Annotated in this window: 12 protein-coding genes and 4 pseudogenes; all 16 read left to right on the top strand. The window is 68.6% G+C overall.

The annotated features are described in order from the left end of the window. Positions 1 to 65: 65 nt before the first annotated feature. The 16 genes and pseudogenes from pyrR to KIV56_RS02850 all read left to right on the top strand — a co-directional run bounded on the left by pyrR (position 66) and on the right by KIV56_RS02850 (position 17,943). On the top strand, positions 66 to 671 hold the full coding sequence (gene pyrR, locus KIV56_RS02925; RefSeq protein ID WP_281535088.1) for a bifunctional pyr operon transcriptional regulator/uracil phosphoribosyltransferase PyrR: 606 nt from the start codon (positions 66 to 68) through the stop codon (positions 669 to 671). Next, positions 604 to 1,553 (top strand): annotated as a pseudogene (locus KIV56_RS02920) (aspartate carbamoyltransferase catalytic subunit). Before pyrR ends, KIV56_RS02920 begins: the two are co-directional and overlap by 68 nt. After that, entirely contained in the window at positions 1,554 to 2,894 is a 1,341-nt protein-coding gene (locus KIV56_RS02915) for a dihydroorotase (RefSeq protein ID WP_281535087.1), read from the top strand. Next, positions 2,887 to 3,435, top strand: a complete 549-nt coding sequence (locus KIV56_RS02910; RefSeq protein WP_281535086.1) for a hypothetical protein — start codon at positions 2,887 to 2,889, stop codon at positions 3,433 to 3,435. The genes KIV56_RS02915 and KIV56_RS02910 overlap by 8 nt, the downstream gene beginning before the upstream one ends. Before the next feature lie 85 nt (positions 3,436 to 3,520). Then, entirely contained in the window at positions 3,521 to 4,657 is a 1,137-nt protein-coding gene (carA, locus tag KIV56_RS02905) for a glutamine-hydrolyzing carbamoyl-phosphate synthase small subunit (RefSeq protein WP_281536047.1), read from the top strand. Next, a pseudogene (gene carB, locus KIV56_RS02900) lies at positions 4,657 to 7,946 on the top strand (carbamoyl-phosphate synthase large subunit). Before carA ends, carB begins: the two are co-directional and overlap by 1 nt. After that, the gene (gene pyrF / locus KIV56_RS02895; RefSeq protein WP_281535085.1) at positions 7,943 to 8,812 is read left to right on the top strand and encodes an orotidine-5'-phosphate decarboxylase; all 870 of its coding nucleotides are present in this window, start codon (positions 7,943 to 7,945) and stop codon (positions 8,810 to 8,812) included. The pseudogene carB and the gene pyrF overlap by 4 nt, the downstream one beginning before the upstream one ends. Further along, the gene (gmk, locus tag KIV56_RS02890; RefSeq protein WP_281535084.1) at positions 8,805 to 9,725 is read left to right on the top strand and encodes a guanylate kinase; all 921 of its coding nucleotides are present in this window, start codon (positions 8,805 to 8,807) and stop codon (positions 9,723 to 9,725) included. Before pyrF ends, gmk begins: the two co-directional genes overlap by 8 nt. Positions 9,726 to 9,778: 53 nt before the next feature. After that, on the top strand, positions 9,779 to 10,036 hold the full coding sequence (rpoZ, locus tag KIV56_RS02885) for a DNA-directed RNA polymerase subunit omega (RefSeq protein ID WP_134448746.1): 258 nt from the start codon (positions 9,779 to 9,781) through the stop codon (positions 10,034 to 10,036). Between the two features lie 20 nt (positions 10,037 to 10,056). Further along, on the top strand, positions 10,057 to 11,271 hold the full coding sequence (coaBC, locus tag KIV56_RS02880) for a bifunctional phosphopantothenoylcysteine decarboxylase/phosphopantothenate--cysteine ligase CoaBC (RefSeq protein WP_281535083.1): 1,215 nt from the start codon (positions 10,057 to 10,059) through the stop codon (positions 11,269 to 11,271). Positions 11,272 to 11,319: 48 nt separating this feature from the next. After that, positions 11,320 to 12,513, top strand: a complete 1,194-nt coding sequence (metK, locus tag KIV56_RS02875) for a methionine adenosyltransferase (RefSeq protein ID WP_281535082.1) — start codon at positions 11,320 to 11,322, stop codon at positions 12,511 to 12,513. A 2-nt stretch (positions 12,514 to 12,515) separates the two neighbouring features. Then, a complete protein-coding gene (locus KIV56_RS02870) occupies positions 12,516 to 14,102 on the top strand; it encodes a hypothetical protein (RefSeq protein WP_348648454.1) in 1,587 nt (528 codons plus the stop codon). 485 nt (positions 14,103 to 14,587) lie between these two features. After that, positions 14,588 to 15,504, top strand: a pseudogene (fmt, locus tag KIV56_RS02865) (methionyl-tRNA formyltransferase). After that, positions 15,501 to 16,904, top strand: a complete 1,404-nt coding sequence (locus KIV56_RS02860) for an RsmB/NOP family class I SAM-dependent RNA methyltransferase (RefSeq protein ID WP_281535081.1) — start codon at positions 15,501 to 15,503, stop codon at positions 16,902 to 16,904. The pseudogene fmt and the gene KIV56_RS02860 overlap by 4 nt, the downstream one beginning before the upstream one ends. A 93-nt stretch (positions 16,905 to 16,997) precedes the next feature. Then, positions 16,998 to 17,667 (top strand): annotated as a pseudogene (gene rpe, locus KIV56_RS02855) (ribulose-phosphate 3-epimerase). Between the two features lie 12 nt (positions 17,668 to 17,679). Beyond that, positions 17,680 to 17,943, top strand: coding sequence for a phosphoribosyl-ATP diphosphatase (locus KIV56_RS02850; RefSeq protein ID WP_134531947.1), 264 nt, complete (start codon positions 17,680 to 17,682; stop codon positions 17,941 to 17,943). The last annotated feature ends 55 nt before the right edge of the window (positions 17,944 to 17,998 follow it).

The following is a 17,998-nucleotide window of genomic DNA, read 5'->3' as shown; positions in this document are numbered from 1 at the left end:
CTGGACAGTGGTAACAGCCATCCTTTTAACAACCGTCCGGTGAGGCGGGGAAGGAGGCCTTAGTTTTGTCACGCATCGTGCTCAACCAGGCTGAAATAACCCGGGCTTTGACTCGGATCTCCCACGAGATCCTGGAGTCCAACCGGGGACCGGACAACCTCGTCATCCTCGGCATCCCGACCAGGGGCGTTGCCCTCGCCCGGAGGATCGCCGACATCATCGAGCGGATCGAACCGGCCGCGGCACCCGTGAGTTCGGGTTCCCTCGACGTCACGATGTACCGCGACGACCTCGCCCACACGCGCACGCGCACGCCCTCCCGCACCCTCGTGCCCGCGAGCATTGACGGTGCAACCGTGGTGCTCGTCGACGACGTGCTCTACTCCGGCCGCACCATCCGCGCGGCCCTCGACGCCCTCGGCGACCACGGCCGTCCCGCGATCGTACGCCTTGCGGTCCTCGTCGACCGCGGCCACCGGGCGCTGCCGATCCGTGCGGACTTCGTCGGCAAGAACCTCCCGAGCTCCACGGAGGAACGCATCAACGTGCACCTCCTCGAGGTCGACGGCGACGAATTCGTGAGCATCGACGGGGGAGCGCCGAATGAAGCACCTCCTCTCCACCAAAGACCTCAGTCGCGACGACGCCATCACGCTCCTCGACATCGCTGAAGACATGGCGGATGTCTCCACGCGCGAGGTGCGCAAGCTCCCGACGCTCCGCGGCAAAACCGTCGTGAACCTCTTCTTCGAAGACAGCACCCGCACCCGGATCTCCTTCGAAGCCGCCGCGAAGCGTCTGAGTGCTGACGTGATCAACTTCAGCGCCAAGGGCTCGAGCGTCTCCAAGGGCGAAAGCCTCAAGGACACCGCCCAGACCCTCGCCGCGATCGGCGCGGACGGCGTCGTGATCCGGCACCCGGCATCCGGCGCCCCCAGGTGCTCGCAACGAGCGGCTGGATCGACGCCGGCATCATCAACGCCGGAGACGGCACTCACGAACACCCGACCCAGGCGCTTCTCGACGCGTTCACCATCCGCCGTCGGCTGCACAAGGCCGCTTCCCGCGGCAAGGGCCTCGACGGCGTCACGGTGACCATCGTCGGTGACGTGCTGCACTCCCGGGTCGCGCGCTCCAACCTCTGGCTGCTCACGACACTCGGAGCCGAAGTCACGATGGTCGCACCGCCCACCCTGTTCCCGATGGACATGACCGGCTGGCCGGCAGCGGTGAGCTTCGATCTCGACGACGCGATCGACTCAGGGCCGGACGTGATCATGATGCTCAGGATCCAGCAGGAACGAATGAATGCGGCCTTCTTCCCCAACAGCCGGGAGTACTCCCGGCGCTGGGGACTCGACGATGAGCGCTTCGCCCGTCTCGCGCCGACTAGCATTGTCATGCACCCCGGCCCGATGAACCGCGGCCTGGAGATTTCCTCAGCCGCTGCAGATTCGGCCGCATCGACCGTGCTCGAGCAGGTCGCGAACGGTGTTTCGATACGTATGGCGGCACTGTACCTGCTCATGTCGGGCGACCGGGAGGAAAGCTAAATGGACAACACGGCCACCCGCTACCTGATCCGCAACGCGAGCCTCGCCGACGGCACCCGCACCGACCTGCTGCTCTTCGGTGGTCGCATTCAGGAACTCGGCACCGCACTCTCTCACGCCGGCGCCACGGTGATCGACGCCGACGGCCTCATCGCCCTTCCCGGCCTCGTCGACCTGCACACCCACCTGCGTGAACCGGGCTACGAGCAGAGCGAGACCATTCTCACCGGCAGCCAGGCCGCCGCCGTCGGCGGCTTCACGAGCGTCTTCGCGATGGCCAACACCTCTCCGGTGCAGGACACCGCCGGCGTCGTCGAGCAGGTACTCGCCCTCGGCGAACGGGCCGGGTATGTCACGGTCCAGCCGATCGGCGCCGTCACCCTCGGCCTCGCGGGGGAGCGCCTCGCCGAACTGGGGGCCATGGCGACGAGCCGCGCCCGCGTCCGGGTCTTCTCCGATGACGGATTCTGCGTCTCGGACCCCCTCCTGATGCGTCGCGCCCTCGAATACGTCAAGGCCTTCGACGGCGTCATCGCCCAGCACTCCCAGGACCCGCGACTCACCGAGAAGGCCCAGATGAACGAGGGTGCGCTCTCGAGCGAACTCGGCCTCGCCGGCTGGCCCGCCGTCGCTGAGGAATCCATCATCGCGCGCGACGTGCTGCTCGCCGAGCACGTCGGGAGCCGCCTGCACGTCTGCCACGTCTCGACGGCCGGCGCCGTCGACGTGATCCGCTGGGCCAAGGCGCGTGGCATCAACGTGACGGCGGAAGCCACCCCACACCACCTGCTCCTCACCGAGGACCTGGTCCGCGGTTACGACGCCCGCTACAAGGTCAATCCGCCGCTGCGCCGTCGCGAAGACGTCGACGCGCTTCGCGCCGGCCTCGCAGACGGCACGATCGACATCGTCGCGACCGATCACGCGCCGCACCCCGTCGAGTCCAAGGACTGTGAATGGGATGCAGCCGCCAACGGGATGGTCGGACTCGAATCCGCCCTCTCGGTCGTGCAGGCATCCGTCGTCGACACCGGACTGCTCGACTGGAGGGACGTCTCGCGGGTGCTCTCAGCGGCCCCGGCGCGGATCGGGCGCCTCGCGAGTCAGGGCCGGGCACTCGAGGTCGGCGCCCCCGCCAACGTCACCCTCTACGACCCGGCAGCGAGCCGGGAGTTCGGCAGGGACAAGCTCGCGGGAAAGAGCACCAACTCGCCCTACCTCGCGATGACCCTGCCCGGACGGGTCGTCGCCGTCTTCCACCGCGGCACGGCGACCGTACTCGACGGGGTCCTCAGGGCCCCCGCCGAACTCGGCGGACGAGAGGAACCCCACCATGGATAGCACCATCCCCGCCATCCTGATCGGCCTGGTCCTGGTCGCCGTGCTCGCGCTCATGCTCCGCAGCTGGCGTGCGCGCACCCGTCGCGACCAAGCGCTGACCGCAGGGTACCCACTCCCCGGGGCGGACGCGCCCGCCGCGGTGCTCGCAACGGCCGAAGCGTTCTACGTCGCGACCACACGGGAAGGCCGACAGCTCGAACGTCTTAACATCCGCGGCCTCGGCTTCCGGGCCCGCGCCCTGATCACCGTGACGACTGCCGGCGTGCTCCTCGACCTGGTCGGCGAGAACCCGGTCTTCATCCCCACAGAAGCCGTGACGGCTCTCGAAGACGCCACCTGGACCATCGACCGCGCCGTCGAGACCGGCGGCCTGCTCCTGCTCCGCTGGCGCCTCCAGCCGCACGCGGATGCCGCGGGCCAGGTCGTCGACAGCTACTTCCGCATCCTTGACCCCACCGAGCGCGCCCGCGTGAGCGCGTCGATCCGAACCGAAGCGGCGGGTGCCCTGCGCCCGGCCGCGCACGACGAAAGCGAGGCGTAGCGTGAGCGACACCGAGGCCCAGGCCCAGGCGACACCCGACGAGACGACACCCAGCACACCCACCACGCCGACCACGGCCCCCGCCGTGCTCGTCCTGGAGGACGGCAGGCGCTTCGTCGGCCGCGCATACGGCAGCCGCGGACAGACTCTCGGCGAGATCGTCTTCGCGACCGGGATGACCGGCTACCAGGAAACCCTGACCGACCCGTCATACGCCGGCCAGATCGTCCTGATGACCGCCCCGCACATCGGCAATACCGGGGCCAACGACGAGGACATGGAGTCCTCCCGGATCTGGGTCGCCGGATTCATCGTGCGCGAACCGGCCAGGATCGCCTCGAACTTCCGCTCGACGCGCACCCTCGACGAGGACCTCACGAACAATGAGGTCGTCGGGATCAGTGGCATCGACACCCGGGCGATCACCCGGCACATCCGCTCCGCCGGCGCCATGAAGAGCGGCATATTCTCCGGCCCCGCCTTCGACCTGTCGGCGGGGGAACAGCTCGAACTCGTCCGCGGCGGCGCCGCGATGCGCGGCCGCAACCTGTCGGACCAGGTCTCAACGGTCGAACCCTTCCAGATTCCGGCGAAGGGCGAGCGGATCGGCTCCGTTGCCGTGCTTGACCTCGGCGTCAAGACCTCGACGCTGAACTACCTCGCCGAACGCGGCTTCGAAGTACTCGTCCTGCCCCAGTCGGTCACGGCGGAGCACGTGCTCTCGCTGGGCCCGACCGCGCTGTTCTTCTCCAACGGACCAGGCGACCCCGCCGCGTCCGACGCGCACGTCACCCTGCTGCAGGAAGTGCTCCGGGCCGGGGTGCCGTACTTCGGCATCTGCTTCGGCAACCAGCTCCTCGGCAGGGCGCTCGGTTTCCGCACCTACAAGCTTCCCTTCGGCCACCGCGGAATCAACCAGCCGGTGCTCGACAAGACCACCGGCCGCGTCGAGATCACGTCGCAGAACCACGGCTTCGCCGTCGACATGCCGATCGAAGGCGTCAGTGACTCCCGAACCGGTTTCGGACGGGTCGAGGTCAGCCACTACAGCCTGAACGACCAGGTCGTCGAAGGCATCCGCTGCCTCGACATCCCGGCGTTCTCCGTGCAGTACCACCCCGAGTCTGCGGCAGGCCCGCACGACGCCAACTACCTCTTTGATCGGTTCAGGGACATGGTGACCGCCCACACGGCGGCCGCCGGAGCAGGAGACGCCAAGTAATGCCCAAGCGCGACGATATCAACAGCGTCCTGGTCATCGGAAGCGGGCCGATTGTGATCGGCCAGGCCTGCGAATTCGACTACTCCGGAACCCAGGCCTGCCGCGTGCTCCGCGCCGAGGGCGTCAGGGTGATCCTGGTCAACTCGAACCCGGCCACGATCATGACGGACCCCGACTTCGCGGATGCGACGTACATCGAGCCGATCACCCCGGAGATCCTCGAGACGATCATCGCCAAGGAACGCCCGGACGCGATCCTGCCGACCCTCGGCGGCCAGACCGCGCTCAACGCGGCCATCCAGCTGCACGAGCGCGGCATCCTCGAGAAGTACGACGTCGAACTGATCGGCGCATCCTTCGAGGCGATCCAGAAGGGCGAAGACCGCCAGATCTTCAAGCAGCTCGTACTGGACGCCGGCGCGGACGTCGCCCGTTCGCACATCGCGCACACCGTCGACGAGGCCATCGGCTTCGCCGAAGACCTCGGCTACCCGCTCGTGGTGCGCCCGTCGTTCACAATGGGCGGCCTCGGTTCCGGCTTCGCGTACACCGAAGAGGAACTGCGCCGCATCGTCGGCGACGGCCTGCACCAGAGCCCGACAACCGAGGTCCTCCTCGAGGAATCCATCCTCGGCTGGAAGGAATACGAACTCGAGATGATGCGCGACACGGCCGACAACACGGTCGTCGTCTGCTCGATCGAGAACGTCGACCCGGTCGGCGTACACACCGGCGACTCGATCACCGTCGCCCCCGCGCTCACGCTCACCGACCGCGAATACCAGAAGCTCCGCGACATCGGCATCGACATCATCCGCGCCGTCGGCGTCGACACCGGCGGCTGTAACATCCAGTTCGCGATCGACCCGGCCGACGGGCGCATCATCGTGATCGAGATGAACCCCCGGGTGTCCAGGTCATCCGCCCTCGCGAGCAAGGCCACCGGCTTCCCGATCGCGAAGATCGCCGCGAAGCTCGCCCTCGGCTACCGGCTCGACGAGATCCCGAACGACATCACCCAGGTCACCCCCGCAAGCTTCGAGCCGACCCTCGACTACGTCGTGGTCAAGGTGCCACGTTTCGCGTTCGAGAAATTCCCCGCCGCAGACCCGCGCCTCACCACGACCATGAAGTCCGTCGGCGAGGCCATGGCGATCGGCCGCACCTTCGCATCCGCCCTGCAAAAGGCACTGCGCTCGCTCGAGAAGCGTGGATCGTCGTTCCACTGGGGCGAGGAGACCCGCACGCTCGAGGAGCCTGCTCGAGGTCGCGTCGATCCCGACGGACGGACGAATCGTCACCGTGCAGCAGGCCCTCCGCAAGGGCGCCACGATCGACCAGGTCTTCGAAGCCACCAAGATCGACCCGTGGTTCATCGACCAGATCGTGCTCATCAACGAGATCGCCGACGAGGTCGCGGCCTCCGAACGGCTCGACACGGACATCCTCCGCACCGCGAAGGACCACGGTTTCTCCGACGCCCAGATCGGCGAACTCCGCGGCTTCGGTGAAGCGGATGTCCGCAAGGTCCGGCACATCCTCGGCGTGCGCCCGGTCTACAAGACCGTCGACACCTGCGCGGGGGAGTTCCCGGCCCTGACCCCGTACCACTACTCGAGCTACGACGAGGAGACCGAGGTCGTCCCGAGCGACCGCCGCAAGGTCGTCATCCTCGGCTCCGGTCCGAACCGCATCGGCCAGGGCGTCGAGTTCGACTACTCCTGCGTGCACGCCTCGTTCGCCCTCTCCGAGGCCGGCTACGAGACCATCATGATCAACTGCAACCCTGAGACCGTCTCGACGGACTACGACACGAGCGACCGGCTCTACTTCGAGCCGCTCACCCTCGAAGACGTGCTCGAGGTCATCCACGCGGAGAGCCAGAGCGGCGAACTCGTGGGCGTCGTCGTGCAGCTCGGCGGCCAGACGGCCCTCGGACTCGCGAAGGGACTCGAGGCGGAGGGCATTCCGATCCTCGGCACCTCGCCCACCGCGATCGACCTCGCGGAGGAGCGCGGCCTGTTCTCGAAGATCCTCGACGAGGCCGGCCTGCTCGCTCCCCGCAACGGCGTCGCCACCGACTTCACCGGTGCGGTCGTCGTCGCAGAGGAGATCGGTTACCCCGTCCTCGTCCGCCCGAGCTACGTGCTCGGCGGACGCGGCATGGAGATCATCTACGATTCCCTGTCGCTCGCGGACTACTTCGAGCGCATGCAGGGTCAGGGCATCATCGGCCCGTCGCACCCTGTGCTCGTCGACCGGTTCCTGGACGACGCGATCGAGATCGACGTCGACGCGATCTACGACGGGACCGAGCTCTACATCGGCGGCGTCATGGAGCACATCGAGGAAGCCGGCATCCACTCCGGGGACTCGAGCCTGCACCCTGCCGCCAGTGACCCTCGGCCGTGCCGAGATCAACCGGGTCCGCGAGGCCACCCTCGGCATCGCGCAGGGCATCGGCGTGCGCGGCCTGCTCAACGTGCAGTTCGCCATCGGCGCCGGTGTGCTCTACGTGCTCGAGGCCAACCCGCGGGCCTCCCGCACGGTGCCCTTCGTCGCCAAGGCGCTCGGGATCACCCTCGCCAAGGCCGCCGCGCTCATCATGGTCGGAACCAGCATCGCCGAGCTCAAGGCGAGTGGAAAGCTGCCGCTCATCGACGGCTCCCGTGTCCCGATGGAATCGCCGGTCGCCGTGAAGGAGGCCGTGCTGCCCTTCAACCGGTTCCGCACCCCGGAGGGTCACGTCGTCGATTCCGTGCTCGGCCCGGAGATGCGCTCGACCGGCGAGGTCATGGGTATCGACCGCGACTTCCCCCGCGCCTTCGCCAAGAGCCAGCTCGCCGCGTACGGCGGAATCCCGCTCAGCGGAACCGTGTTCGTCTCGGTCTCCGACCGCGACAAGCGTGCGATCATCCTGCCGATGCTGCGCCTGCAGCAGCTCGGCTACGAGATCGCCGCGACCGAGGGCACCGCGGAGGTGTTGCAGCGCAACGGAATCCGGGCGCGTGTCGTCACGAAGTTCAGCGAGAAGCAGGACGAGGAAGACACGTCGATCGTCGAATTGATTCGCAGGGAAGAGGTGCAGATCGTCATCAACACCCCCGGCGGTCGGACCGCCCGCGCAGACGGCTACGAGATCCGGGCGGCGGCCGTCGCCGCCGACCTGCCGCTGTTCACCACGATCGCGGAGCTCAGCGCCGCGGTCGCCTCCATCGACGCGATTCGAGGCGGGTTCGAGGTGACATCGCTCCAGGAGTATGCCCTCACGCGGGAAGCCCTGCTGTGACCGGCGCCACGTTCGGCGACCGCCTCGACGACGCCTTCGGCCGGTGGGGCCAGCTCTGCGTGGGTATCGATCCGCACGCCTGGCTGCTGTCGGACTGGAACCTGCCGGACACCGCTGACGGCGCCGAGACCTTCGGGCGTCTCGTCGTCGCCGCGTGCGCGGGCCGGGTCGGCCTCGTCAAGCCCCAGCTCGCCTTCTACGAGCGGTTCGGGTCGCGGGGCTACCTCGCCTTCGAACGCGTGCTCGCGGACGCCCACGCCGCAGAACTGCTCGTGATCGCGGACGTCAAGCGCGGCGACCTCGGAACGAGCGTCGCGGCATACGGCGAGGCCTGGCTCACCCCCGGGTCCCCGCTCGAAGTGGACGCGATCACCGTCAACGCGTACATGGGCGTCGGTTCTCTCGAGCCGGTCTTCGAACTGGCCGCCGCTGCGGGCAAGGGGCTCTTCGTGCTCTCCGCGACCTCGAATCCGGAGGCGAGCGCTGTCCAGCGCGCCCGAGTCCCCGATGGTCCCTATGCCGGGGGCACGGTGGCCCGCGCCGTCTTCGACGACGTCGCCGAGCGCAACCTGGGGGCGGGGGCAACCGGCAGGCTCGGCTCCATCGGCGTCGTGCTCGGCGCGACCCTCGACCTTGCCGATTTCGGCCTCGACCTCTCTGCGGCACCCCCTTTCGGAGCCACTCCGATCCTCGCTCCCGGATTTGGTCACCAGGGTGCGCATGTCGCTGATCTGGGAAACCTCTTTGGGGGGTACGCTCAAACCGTAATAGTGAGTGAATCTCGTAGCGTATTGTCGGCAGGCCCGGAACGAATCGGACAGGCGATCGCACGCCGAGTACTTGAAGCAGGAGCGGCCCGTGGCTGAGAATCGCCCTACCCCACCAGACGTCGATCGAGTTGCCGCATCGCGCGCAGCCGTCGCAGCGCGCCGAGCGCGCGCAGCGGTCAAGGCCGAGATCGCGGCAGGGAAGCGCACACCGCTTGCCGTGCTCGCCACCGCCATCGATCATCCGGACGGCGTCGAAGGACGCCTGCGCGCGACGGAGTTCCTCGTCAGCATCCCGGCCATCGGAGTCACGAAGATGCGCCGGATCATGACCCAGCTCAAGATCTCGCCGTCCAAACGGCTCGGCGGCCTCGGCAAGCACCAGCGCGACCGTTTGCGTGAGTTCCTCGCCACCCGGACCGTCTCCCGTCGTGGGTCCTCCGACGCACACCTCGTCGTGCTCGCAGGGCCGACGGCGGTCGGCAAGGGTGCCGTCGCCGGCTACATCCGGGAGAACTACCCCGATGTGCTGCTCTCCGTGTCGGCAACGACCCGCGCCCCTCGGCCTGGCGAAGTCGAAGGAAAGAGCTATTTCTTCGTCACCGATGAGGAATTCGACCGCATGGTCGCGTCGGGGGAGCTCCTCGAGTGGGCCGTCGTCCACAATGCCTTCCGCTACGGAACCCCGCGCGAACCCGTGGAACAGGCGCTCGCGAGCGGCCACAGCGTCCTCCTCGAAATCGATCTGCAGGGGGCACGCTCCGTCCGCGCGGCCATGCCGGAAGCGCGAATGGTCTTCCTGCTTCCGCCGAGCTGGGACGAACTGGTGCGCCGACTGATCGGCCGCGGCACCGAAAGCCCCGCGGAACAGGCCCGCCGCCTGGAGACCGCGAAGCTCGAACTGGCCGCCCAGGACGAGTTCGATTTCCGCGTGGTCAACCAGGAGGTCAATGTAGCGGCCCGGGAAGTCGTAGACTTGATGAATCTGCGTAAAGCGCCCTCGCTGCTTTGACGCACCCCGACTTATCCGTCTACTCGCCGCAAACGCTCTGAAGGAGTGCCACCTTGGCCAACAAGCCCACCGGTATCATTGACCCGCCCATCGACGACCTGCTCACCAAGGTCGACTCCAAGTACGCGCTCGTGATCTTCGCGTCCAAGCGCGCCCGCCAGATCAACGACTACTACGCCGACCTGCACGAAGGCAGCCTCTTCGACAACGTCGGTCCGCTCGTCGACTCCACCGTCGACGACAAGCCGCTCTCCGTGGCACTTCGCGAAATCAACGAAGACAAGCTCGTCTCCCGCCCGATCGTCGAGTAGCGCCCCGCGAAGCGCGCAGGATGTCGCACGGACGCACGATCGTCGTCGGAATCACCGGCGGCATCGCCGCGTACAAAGCGGTCAACATCGTGCGCGCTTTTGTGCTGCTCGGGGACTCCGTGCACGTGGTGGCGACGCCCGCGGCGTTGCGCTTCGTCGGCAGGCCGACACTCGAGGCGATCTCACGGAACCCCGTGCACACCGATCTCTACGAAGGTGTCGCTGAAGTGCGCCACGTCGCCATCGGCCAGTCCGCGGACCTGATCGTCGTGGCTCCTGCGACGGCGAACACGATCGCCAAGCTCGCGGCCGGCCTCGCCGACGACCTGCTCGGCAACACGATCCTCGCGAGCACCGCGCCACTCGTGATCGCCCCGGCGATGCATACCGAGATGTGGAACAATCCGGCGACGGTGCACAACGTGCAGACCCTTCGAAACCGCGGCGTCATCGTCGTCGGCCCCGGCGTTGGGCGCCTGACCGGATCGGATTCCGGTGCCGGCCGGATGGAGGAACCGGACGTCATCGTCTCTGCGGCCCTCGCGGCCCTGCACCCGGCCGGCCCGGCCAGGGACCTCTCCGGCAGGCGCATCGTCATCACCGCGGGCGGCACCAGGGAACCCCTCGACCCCGTCCGCTTCCTCGGCAACCGATCGAGCGGCAAGCAGGGCGTCCGCCTCGCCGAGGCCGCCACGGCGCGGGGAGCGTCGGTCGTACTGGTCGCCGCGAACCTCGAGATTCCGGTGCCGGCGGGCATCGAGACGCGCCTCGTCGGCACAGCACTCGAACTCCAGTCCGCCGTGACCGAGGCGGCCGTCGGCGCGGACGCCGTCATCATGGCCGCAGCCGTGGCCGACTACCGCCCGGCGACGGTCCGGGGCGACAAGATCAAGAAAGAGGATGTGGGGGACACCCTCACTCTCGAACTCGTCCGGAACCCGGACATCCTCGCCGGCCTCGCGGCGGCGAAGACGGCGGGTCAGCTCGTGATCGGTTTCGCGGCGGAGACGGAGGCCGACCCTGACCGGCTCCTCTCCCTCGGCCGGGAGAAGCTCGCGCGCAAGGGCTGCGACTACCTCGTTCTCAACAGGGTCGGCTGGACAGAAGGCTTCGCCGCGGAACGTAACGAGGTTCGGATCATCGATTCGGCCGGAGTTATAGTGGCGGAGGCCGCGGGGACGAAAATGTCGGTGGCCGGCCGCATCCTTGATGTCGTGGTCACCGGACTCGGCTGACACCTTCGTGCATACTTCTTTTCCATCATCAACACAGAGACAGGCCAGATGAGCGATCTTCGCCTCTTCACTTCCGAATCCGTCACCGAGGGTCACCCGGACAAGATCTGCGACCAGATCTCCGACAGCATCCTCGACGCCCTCCTCACCGAGGATCCGAACAGCCGCGTGGCCGTCGAGACCCTGGTCACGACCGGCCTCGTGCACGTCGCGGGAGAAGTGTCGACGGAAGCGTACGTCGAGATCCCGTCGATCGTGCGCAAGTGCATCACCGACATCGGGTACGACTCCTCGGACGTCTGGTTCGACGGTCGCTCCTGCGGGGTCGAAATCTCGATCGGCGGCCAGTCTCCGGACATCGCACAGGGCGTCGACGACGCATTCGAGCACCGCGAACAGGCCAGTGTCGAAGACTACGACCGCCAGGGTGCAGGCGACCAGGGCATCATGTTCGGCTATGCCACCCGGGAGACTCCCGAGCTCATGCCGATCCCGATCTGGATCGCGCACCGCCTCGCCGAACGCCTCGCCGAGGTTCGCAAGTCCGGCGAACTCGACTACCTCCGCCCCGACGGCAAGACCCAGGTCACGATCGGCTATGACGGCATCATCCCGCGCACCGTCGAGACCGTCGTCCTGTCCACCCAGCACGCCCCCTCCGTCACGACGGAGCGTCTCCGCGCCGAGATCGAAGAGCTCGTGATCCGCCCGGTGCTGTCTCGCGTCGAACTCGATTCGTCGAGCCTGACCATGCTGATCAACCCGACCGGTCGCTTCGAGATCGGCGGGCCGCAGGGCGACGCCGGACTCACCGGCCGCAAGATCATCATCGACACCTACGGCGGATCGAGCCGTCACGGCGGTGGCGCCTTCAGCGGTAAGGACCCGTCCAAGGTCGACCGTTCCGCCGCATACGCGATGCGCTGGGTCGCCAAGAACGCCGTCGCCGCCGGGCTTGCCGAACGACTCGAGATCCAGGTCGCGTACGCGATCGGCAAAGCTGCGCCGGTCGGGCTCTACGTCGAGACCTTCGGAACCGGGGCACTGCCCGACAAGGAGATCACCGCGGCGATCCGCGAGGTCTTCGACCTGCGCCCCGCCGCGATCATCCACCACCTCGACCTGCTCCGCCCGATCTACCAGAAGACGGCGACCTACGGTCATTTCGGTCGCGAACTGCCCGAGTTCACCTGGGAGAGGCTGGACCGCGTCGACGAACTGAGAAGCGCCTCCGGGATTTGATCGTGGGACGCACGGGCCTCGTGGCACGCGTCCTGATCGAGTCGACGCTGCCCCAGCTCGACCATCTCTTCGACTACGGCATCCCGGACGAGCTCGCCGCCGCTGCGCGGCCAGGGGTGCGGGTCCGGGTGCCGTTGCGCTCGGCCGGGCGCGTCGCCGACGCGTACCTGATCGAGGTGCTCGATGCCGGGGGATCCGTCGTCTCCACCCTGAACGCACCGGCGGGCGATACCGAGCCCCCGAAGGGTGCCGGTGCCGACTTCCACGGCGCCCTGAGCCCGATCGAGGCCATCGTGTCCGCGGCGCCCGTGCTCACGGCGGAGGTCTGGCGTCTCGCCCGCCGGGTCGCCGATCGCGCGGCCGGCAACGCGAGCGATGTGCTCCGGCTCGCGATCCCCCCTCGCGCGGTGCGGGTCGAGAAGGCGTGGCTCGCCGCGCAGGAGCAGGACGCGGGCGAGCAGGCCGCGCAGGACCAGGCCGAACCCGATTCGGAAACCGAGCCGGCGTCAGCCTCCGGTTTCCCGGACTACCCGGCCGGTCTGCTCGACGCGGCCCTCGCCGAGCAGAAGCGGCTCAGCGTGGCCGCAGTACCCGCCCTCGTCGCCCTGCCGGACGGGCGCACCGTCGGCCACTGGGCGACCACGATGGCCGAACTCGCCGCAGCAACCGTACGGAGCGGGCGAAGCGCCATCCTCTGTGTTCCCGACTACCGCGACCAGGACCAGCTCCAGGCCGCCCTCGACGTCTGCGCGCCGGCAGGCACGGTGAGCAGGGTCGACGCCCGCCAGCCCAACCCCGAGCGCTACCGGGCCTTCCTCTCCTGCCTGGAACCCACTCCGCGGATCATTCTCGGCAACCGGTCCGCGGTCTATGCGCCCGCTCACAACCTCGGGGCGATCCTGCTCTGGGACGACGGGGACCCGCTGCACTCCGAACCGCTCAGTCCGTACGTCAACGCCCGCGACGCCGCACTGGTCCGCCAGGCCCTGAGCGGCTGCGCACTGATGTTCGTCGGGTACACCCGCAGCGTGCCCGTGCAGCGGTTGCTCGAACTGGGCTTCCTCGGCGAGGCGCATCCCCTGAGCCCGCGTCATCCTCGGGTGATCCCCACCGAATTCCAGCTCAGCCCCGACCGTCAGGAGCGGACCAACCGGATCCCCTCCGCCGCCTGGCAGGTGGCCAGAGCCGCCCTCGCCGAAGGACCTGTGCTCGTGCAGGTCGCAAGCCCGGGGTACGCGCCGACCCTCGCGTGCCAGACCTGCAAGAAATCGGCCCGCTGCACGCACTGCCAGGGACCGCTCGCCCTCGCGAGCGCGAACGCCGTGCCCTCCTGCCGCTGGTGCGGCAAGCTCGCCGCCGGCTGGAGCCTGCCTGCACTGCGAGGGCACGTCCCTGCGGGTCGTGTCGCTCGGAACCGGGCGCACCGCAGAGGAACTGGGCCGCGCTTTTCCCGGCTCGCTCGTCCTCGTCGCCGACGGGGAGCATCCGCTGCAGCAGATCGGGGCGGCCCCCGCCCTCGTCGTCGCGACGCGCGGGGCCGAGCCGATCCCCGCGGGCGGCTACCGGGCGATCCTCCTCCTCGACGGTGAGAAGATGCTCGCCCGCGAGTCCCTCGGCGTCGCAGAGGACTGCCTCCGGTGGTGGAGCAATGCAGCTGCCCTTGCAGCGCCCGGCGCGTCCGTCATGCTCGCCGGGGTCGGCGGGGCCCTCGCGACGGCGCTCAACGCGTGGCAGCCCGGCGCCTTCGCGGCGGCAGAACTCGCGGACCGCAGGCAGTTGCGCTTCCCGCCCGCCGTGCGCGTCGCCTCGGTCACGGGGACAGCGGCCGACGTCGCCGCAGCGGTCGAGGGCCTCGCGGACGTGGCAGGCCTCGACGTGCTCGGTCCGGTCACGACCGACGATCCGCTTGTCCGGGCCGTCGTGCGATTCAACTACGCGGACGGCGACGAGGTGGCCAGGCTCGTGAAGGCCGCGATCGTGCGCAATGCAGCCCGCCGCCGCCGGCCGAAAGGCGCCGCCTTCCGCCCGGCACCTACACTCAAAGTACGATTCGACGACCCGGAGCCTGCTCTAAATGAAACTCGTATTCGCGGGCACGCCCCAGGTGGCGGTGCCCAGTCTCCAGGCCCTTGCCGACTCGCCGCACTCCATCGCGGCCGTCATCACCCGGGCGGATGCCCCCTCGGCCGGAAGCGCGTGCTCACCCCGTCGCCCCTCGCGCAGGCCGCTGCCGGGCTCGGGCTACCTCTGCTCAAGACCAATCGCCTCGACGCTGCGGCGACGGAACAAATCGACGCCCTCGCACCAGACCTCGGCGTCATCGTCGCATACGGCGGGCTCGTCCGGGAGCCCCTGCTCTCGGTTCCGCGCCTCGGCTGGATCAACCTGCACTTCTCCCTGTTGCCGCGCTGGCGCGGTGCCGCGCCGGTGCAGCGCGCCATCATGGCCGGCGACGAACGGACCGGAGCGGCCGTCTTCCAGCTCGTCGCCGAGCTCGACGCCGGTGCCGTGTTCGCGAGCTTCTCCGAACCGATCTCCCGGCACGCGACCGCGGGCGGGCTCCTCGAGTCCCTGAGCCACAGCGGTGCCGTGCTGCTCAGGAACGTCGTCGACCAGCTCGAGGCCGGCACGATCGAGGCAGTGCCCCAAGTGGGCGAGCCGACCACCGCCGCCAAGCTCGGCCTCGCCGATGCCAGGATCGACTGGGTCGCATCCGCTGACACCGTCTACAACCGGGTGCGCGGCGTGACGCCGGAACCCGGAGCCTTCACCATGCTCGGCGACGCGCGCCTCAAGGTCCTCGACCTCGCGCCGACCCACGGCGCCCAGCCGCTTCCGGCGGGCGTGATTCGCGAATTCGACAAGAAAGTGCTGGTAGGAACCGGGACGGAGCCGCTCGAGCTCGTCACGGTGCAACCGGCTGGAAAGACACAGATGAAGGCAATCGACTGGTGGCGCGGCATGGCAGCGACGGACGTGGTCGCCTCATGAGCGTCCAGCAGCACCAGGGCTTCGTCCAGCCCGCCCGCCGGGTCGCATACGAGGTCATCGCCGCTGTCCGCGAGTCGGATGCCTACGCGAACCTGCTGCTGCCGACCCGCATCCAGCGGGCCGCACTCAGCACGGCGGATGCCGCCCTCGCGACCGAACTGACCTACGGCACCCTGCGCATGCAGGGCTACTACGACCTCGTGATCGCGGAAGCGGCGGGCCGGCCGGTCACCGCGATCGACCCGGCCATCCTCGACGTGCTGCGCCTCGGCGCCCACCAGCTGCTCGCGACGCGCGTGGCGACCCACGCCGCCGTCAACGAATCCGTCGAACTGGCCCGGCAGGTCGGCTCCCGCGCCGCCACGGGCTTCACCAACGGCGTGCTCCGCACCATCTCCCGCTCGACCCCGGAGGAGTGGCGCGAACGGGTCCTCGCCGGAGCAAGCTCCGCAGACGACCGGCTCGCCGCCGAACACTCGCACCCGGTCTGGGTCGTGCGCGCCTTTCGGCAGTCGCTGCGCCTCGAGGGTCGTGAGGCCGAACTCGAAGACCTGCTCATCGCCGACAACGCCGCACCCCGGGTCAACATGGTCGCGCTGCCGGGCATCACGACGGCGGAGGAGACCGCGGGCCTCGGCCGCCCCAACGAGTATTCCCCGGTCGGGTTCATGCTCGCGGGCGGGGATCCCGTGCACCTCGTCAACGATCATGACGGCCGCATCCGGGTGCAGGACGAGGGCTCCCAGCTCGCGGCGCTCACCCTGAGCCGGGCCCGCCCCATCACACCTGGCGAACGCTGGCTCGACCTGTGCGCCGGACCCGGCGGCAAGGCCGCACTGCTCGCCGCCGAAGCACGCGCGGGCGGCGCCGAACTCGTCGCGAACGAGCTCGTTCCGGCCAGGGCCACGCTCGTGCGCCGCGCCCTCGCCGCGGTTCCCGGCACCGTGCCGGTCTGGGAACTCGACGGGACCCGCATCGCCGTCAATCACGCAGAGGAATTCGACCGGATCCTGCTCGACGCCCCGTGCACGGGCCTCGGTGCCCTGCGACGCCGGCCCGAGGCGCGCTGGCGCAAGCTCCCGCGCGACGTCGCCGAACTCTCCGACCTGCAGTCCGGCCTCATCGACGCCGCTCTCGGCGCCCTGAAGCCCGGCGGCCTCCTCGCGTACGTCACGTGTTCCCCGCATATCGCGGAGAGCCGCGGTATCGTCGCGACGGCGCTGAAGAAGTGGGGAGACCGCGTGCGGGCCGTCGACACGGCCGCGGTCGTCCAGGGATTCAGCGGTACCCCGCTCGACCTGCCGGGCGACGGAACGAGTGTGCAACTGTGGCCGCACCGCCACGGCACCGACGCGATGTTCATCACCCTGCTCGAGCGCACCGCTGGGCAATACTCCTGAGGTGTCGCATATCGACGTTCGCCGGGCGAATGAAGGTCGATGTGCGACACCTCACGGAGCGGGGCGGCGTGCCCGCGGCGCTAGGGTGAAGGCATGCCGATCAGGATCAGCCCCAGCATTCTCGCCGCCGACTTCGCGAACCTGGAACGCGACCTCGGCCGCATCCGCACAGCGGACCTCGTGCACGTCGACGTGATGGACAACCATTTCGTGCCGAACCTGACCTTCGGACTCCCCGTCGCCGAGCGCATCATGCAGGTCTCCAGACTGCCCGTCGACGCGCACCTCATGATCGAGGAGCCGGAACGGTGGGCACCGCAATTCGCAAGCGCCGGTGCATTCTCTGTGACGTTCCACGGCGAGGCGACGACAAACCCCGTCCAGCTCGCCCGCAAGCTCCGCGCAGCCGGCGCACGCGCGGGCATCGCCCTGAAACCAGGCACCGCCGTCGAGCCCTATCTCGAATTCCTCGCCGAATTCGACCAGATCCTCGTGATGACGGTCGAGCCCGGTTTCGGGGGCCAGTCCTTCCTGCCGTCGACGATGCGCAAGCTCCGCACGGTGGCGGATGCCGTCAGCGCCAGTGGCAGGGACATCTGGCTTCAGGTCGACGGCGGCATCACCGAGGAGACCATCGTTGTGGCCGCAGAGGCGGGAGCCTGACACCTTCGTCGCCGGCTCGAGCGTCTTCGGCTATCCCGATCCCGAGGCCAGGATCGCACTCCTGAGAACCGCCGCGACCGCGCACTCGCACGCGCACTAGTAACCTAGGGGAGTGAAAACATTCGACGACCTCTTCGCTGAACTGGGCGAAAAAGCACTCAACCGGCCGGAAGGCTCCGGAACCGTCCGTGAACTCGACGCGGGAGTGCATGCCATCGGCAAGAAGATCGTCGAGGAAGCCGCCGAAGTCTGGATGGCCGCGGAGTTCCAGAGCGACGAGGAAACCGCTGCCGAGATGAGCCAGCTGCTGTACCACGTGCAGGTCATGATGCTGGCGAAGGGGCTCACCCTCGCCGACGTCTACAAGCACCTCTGAACCGTCGCTGCGGCGGCCGGTTCCGCCGTTCCCGAGACGCTACCCCCAAGAACTG

Origin of the sequence: Cryobacterium breve (assembly GCF_027594785.1) — a bacterium.
Lineage (GTDB): Bacteria > Actinomycetota > Actinomycetes > Actinomycetales > Microbacteriaceae > Cryobacterium > Cryobacterium breve_A.
The sequence above is the reverse complement of the archived record's forward strand: the minus strand, read 5'-3'. Positions and strand labels throughout refer to the sequence as shown.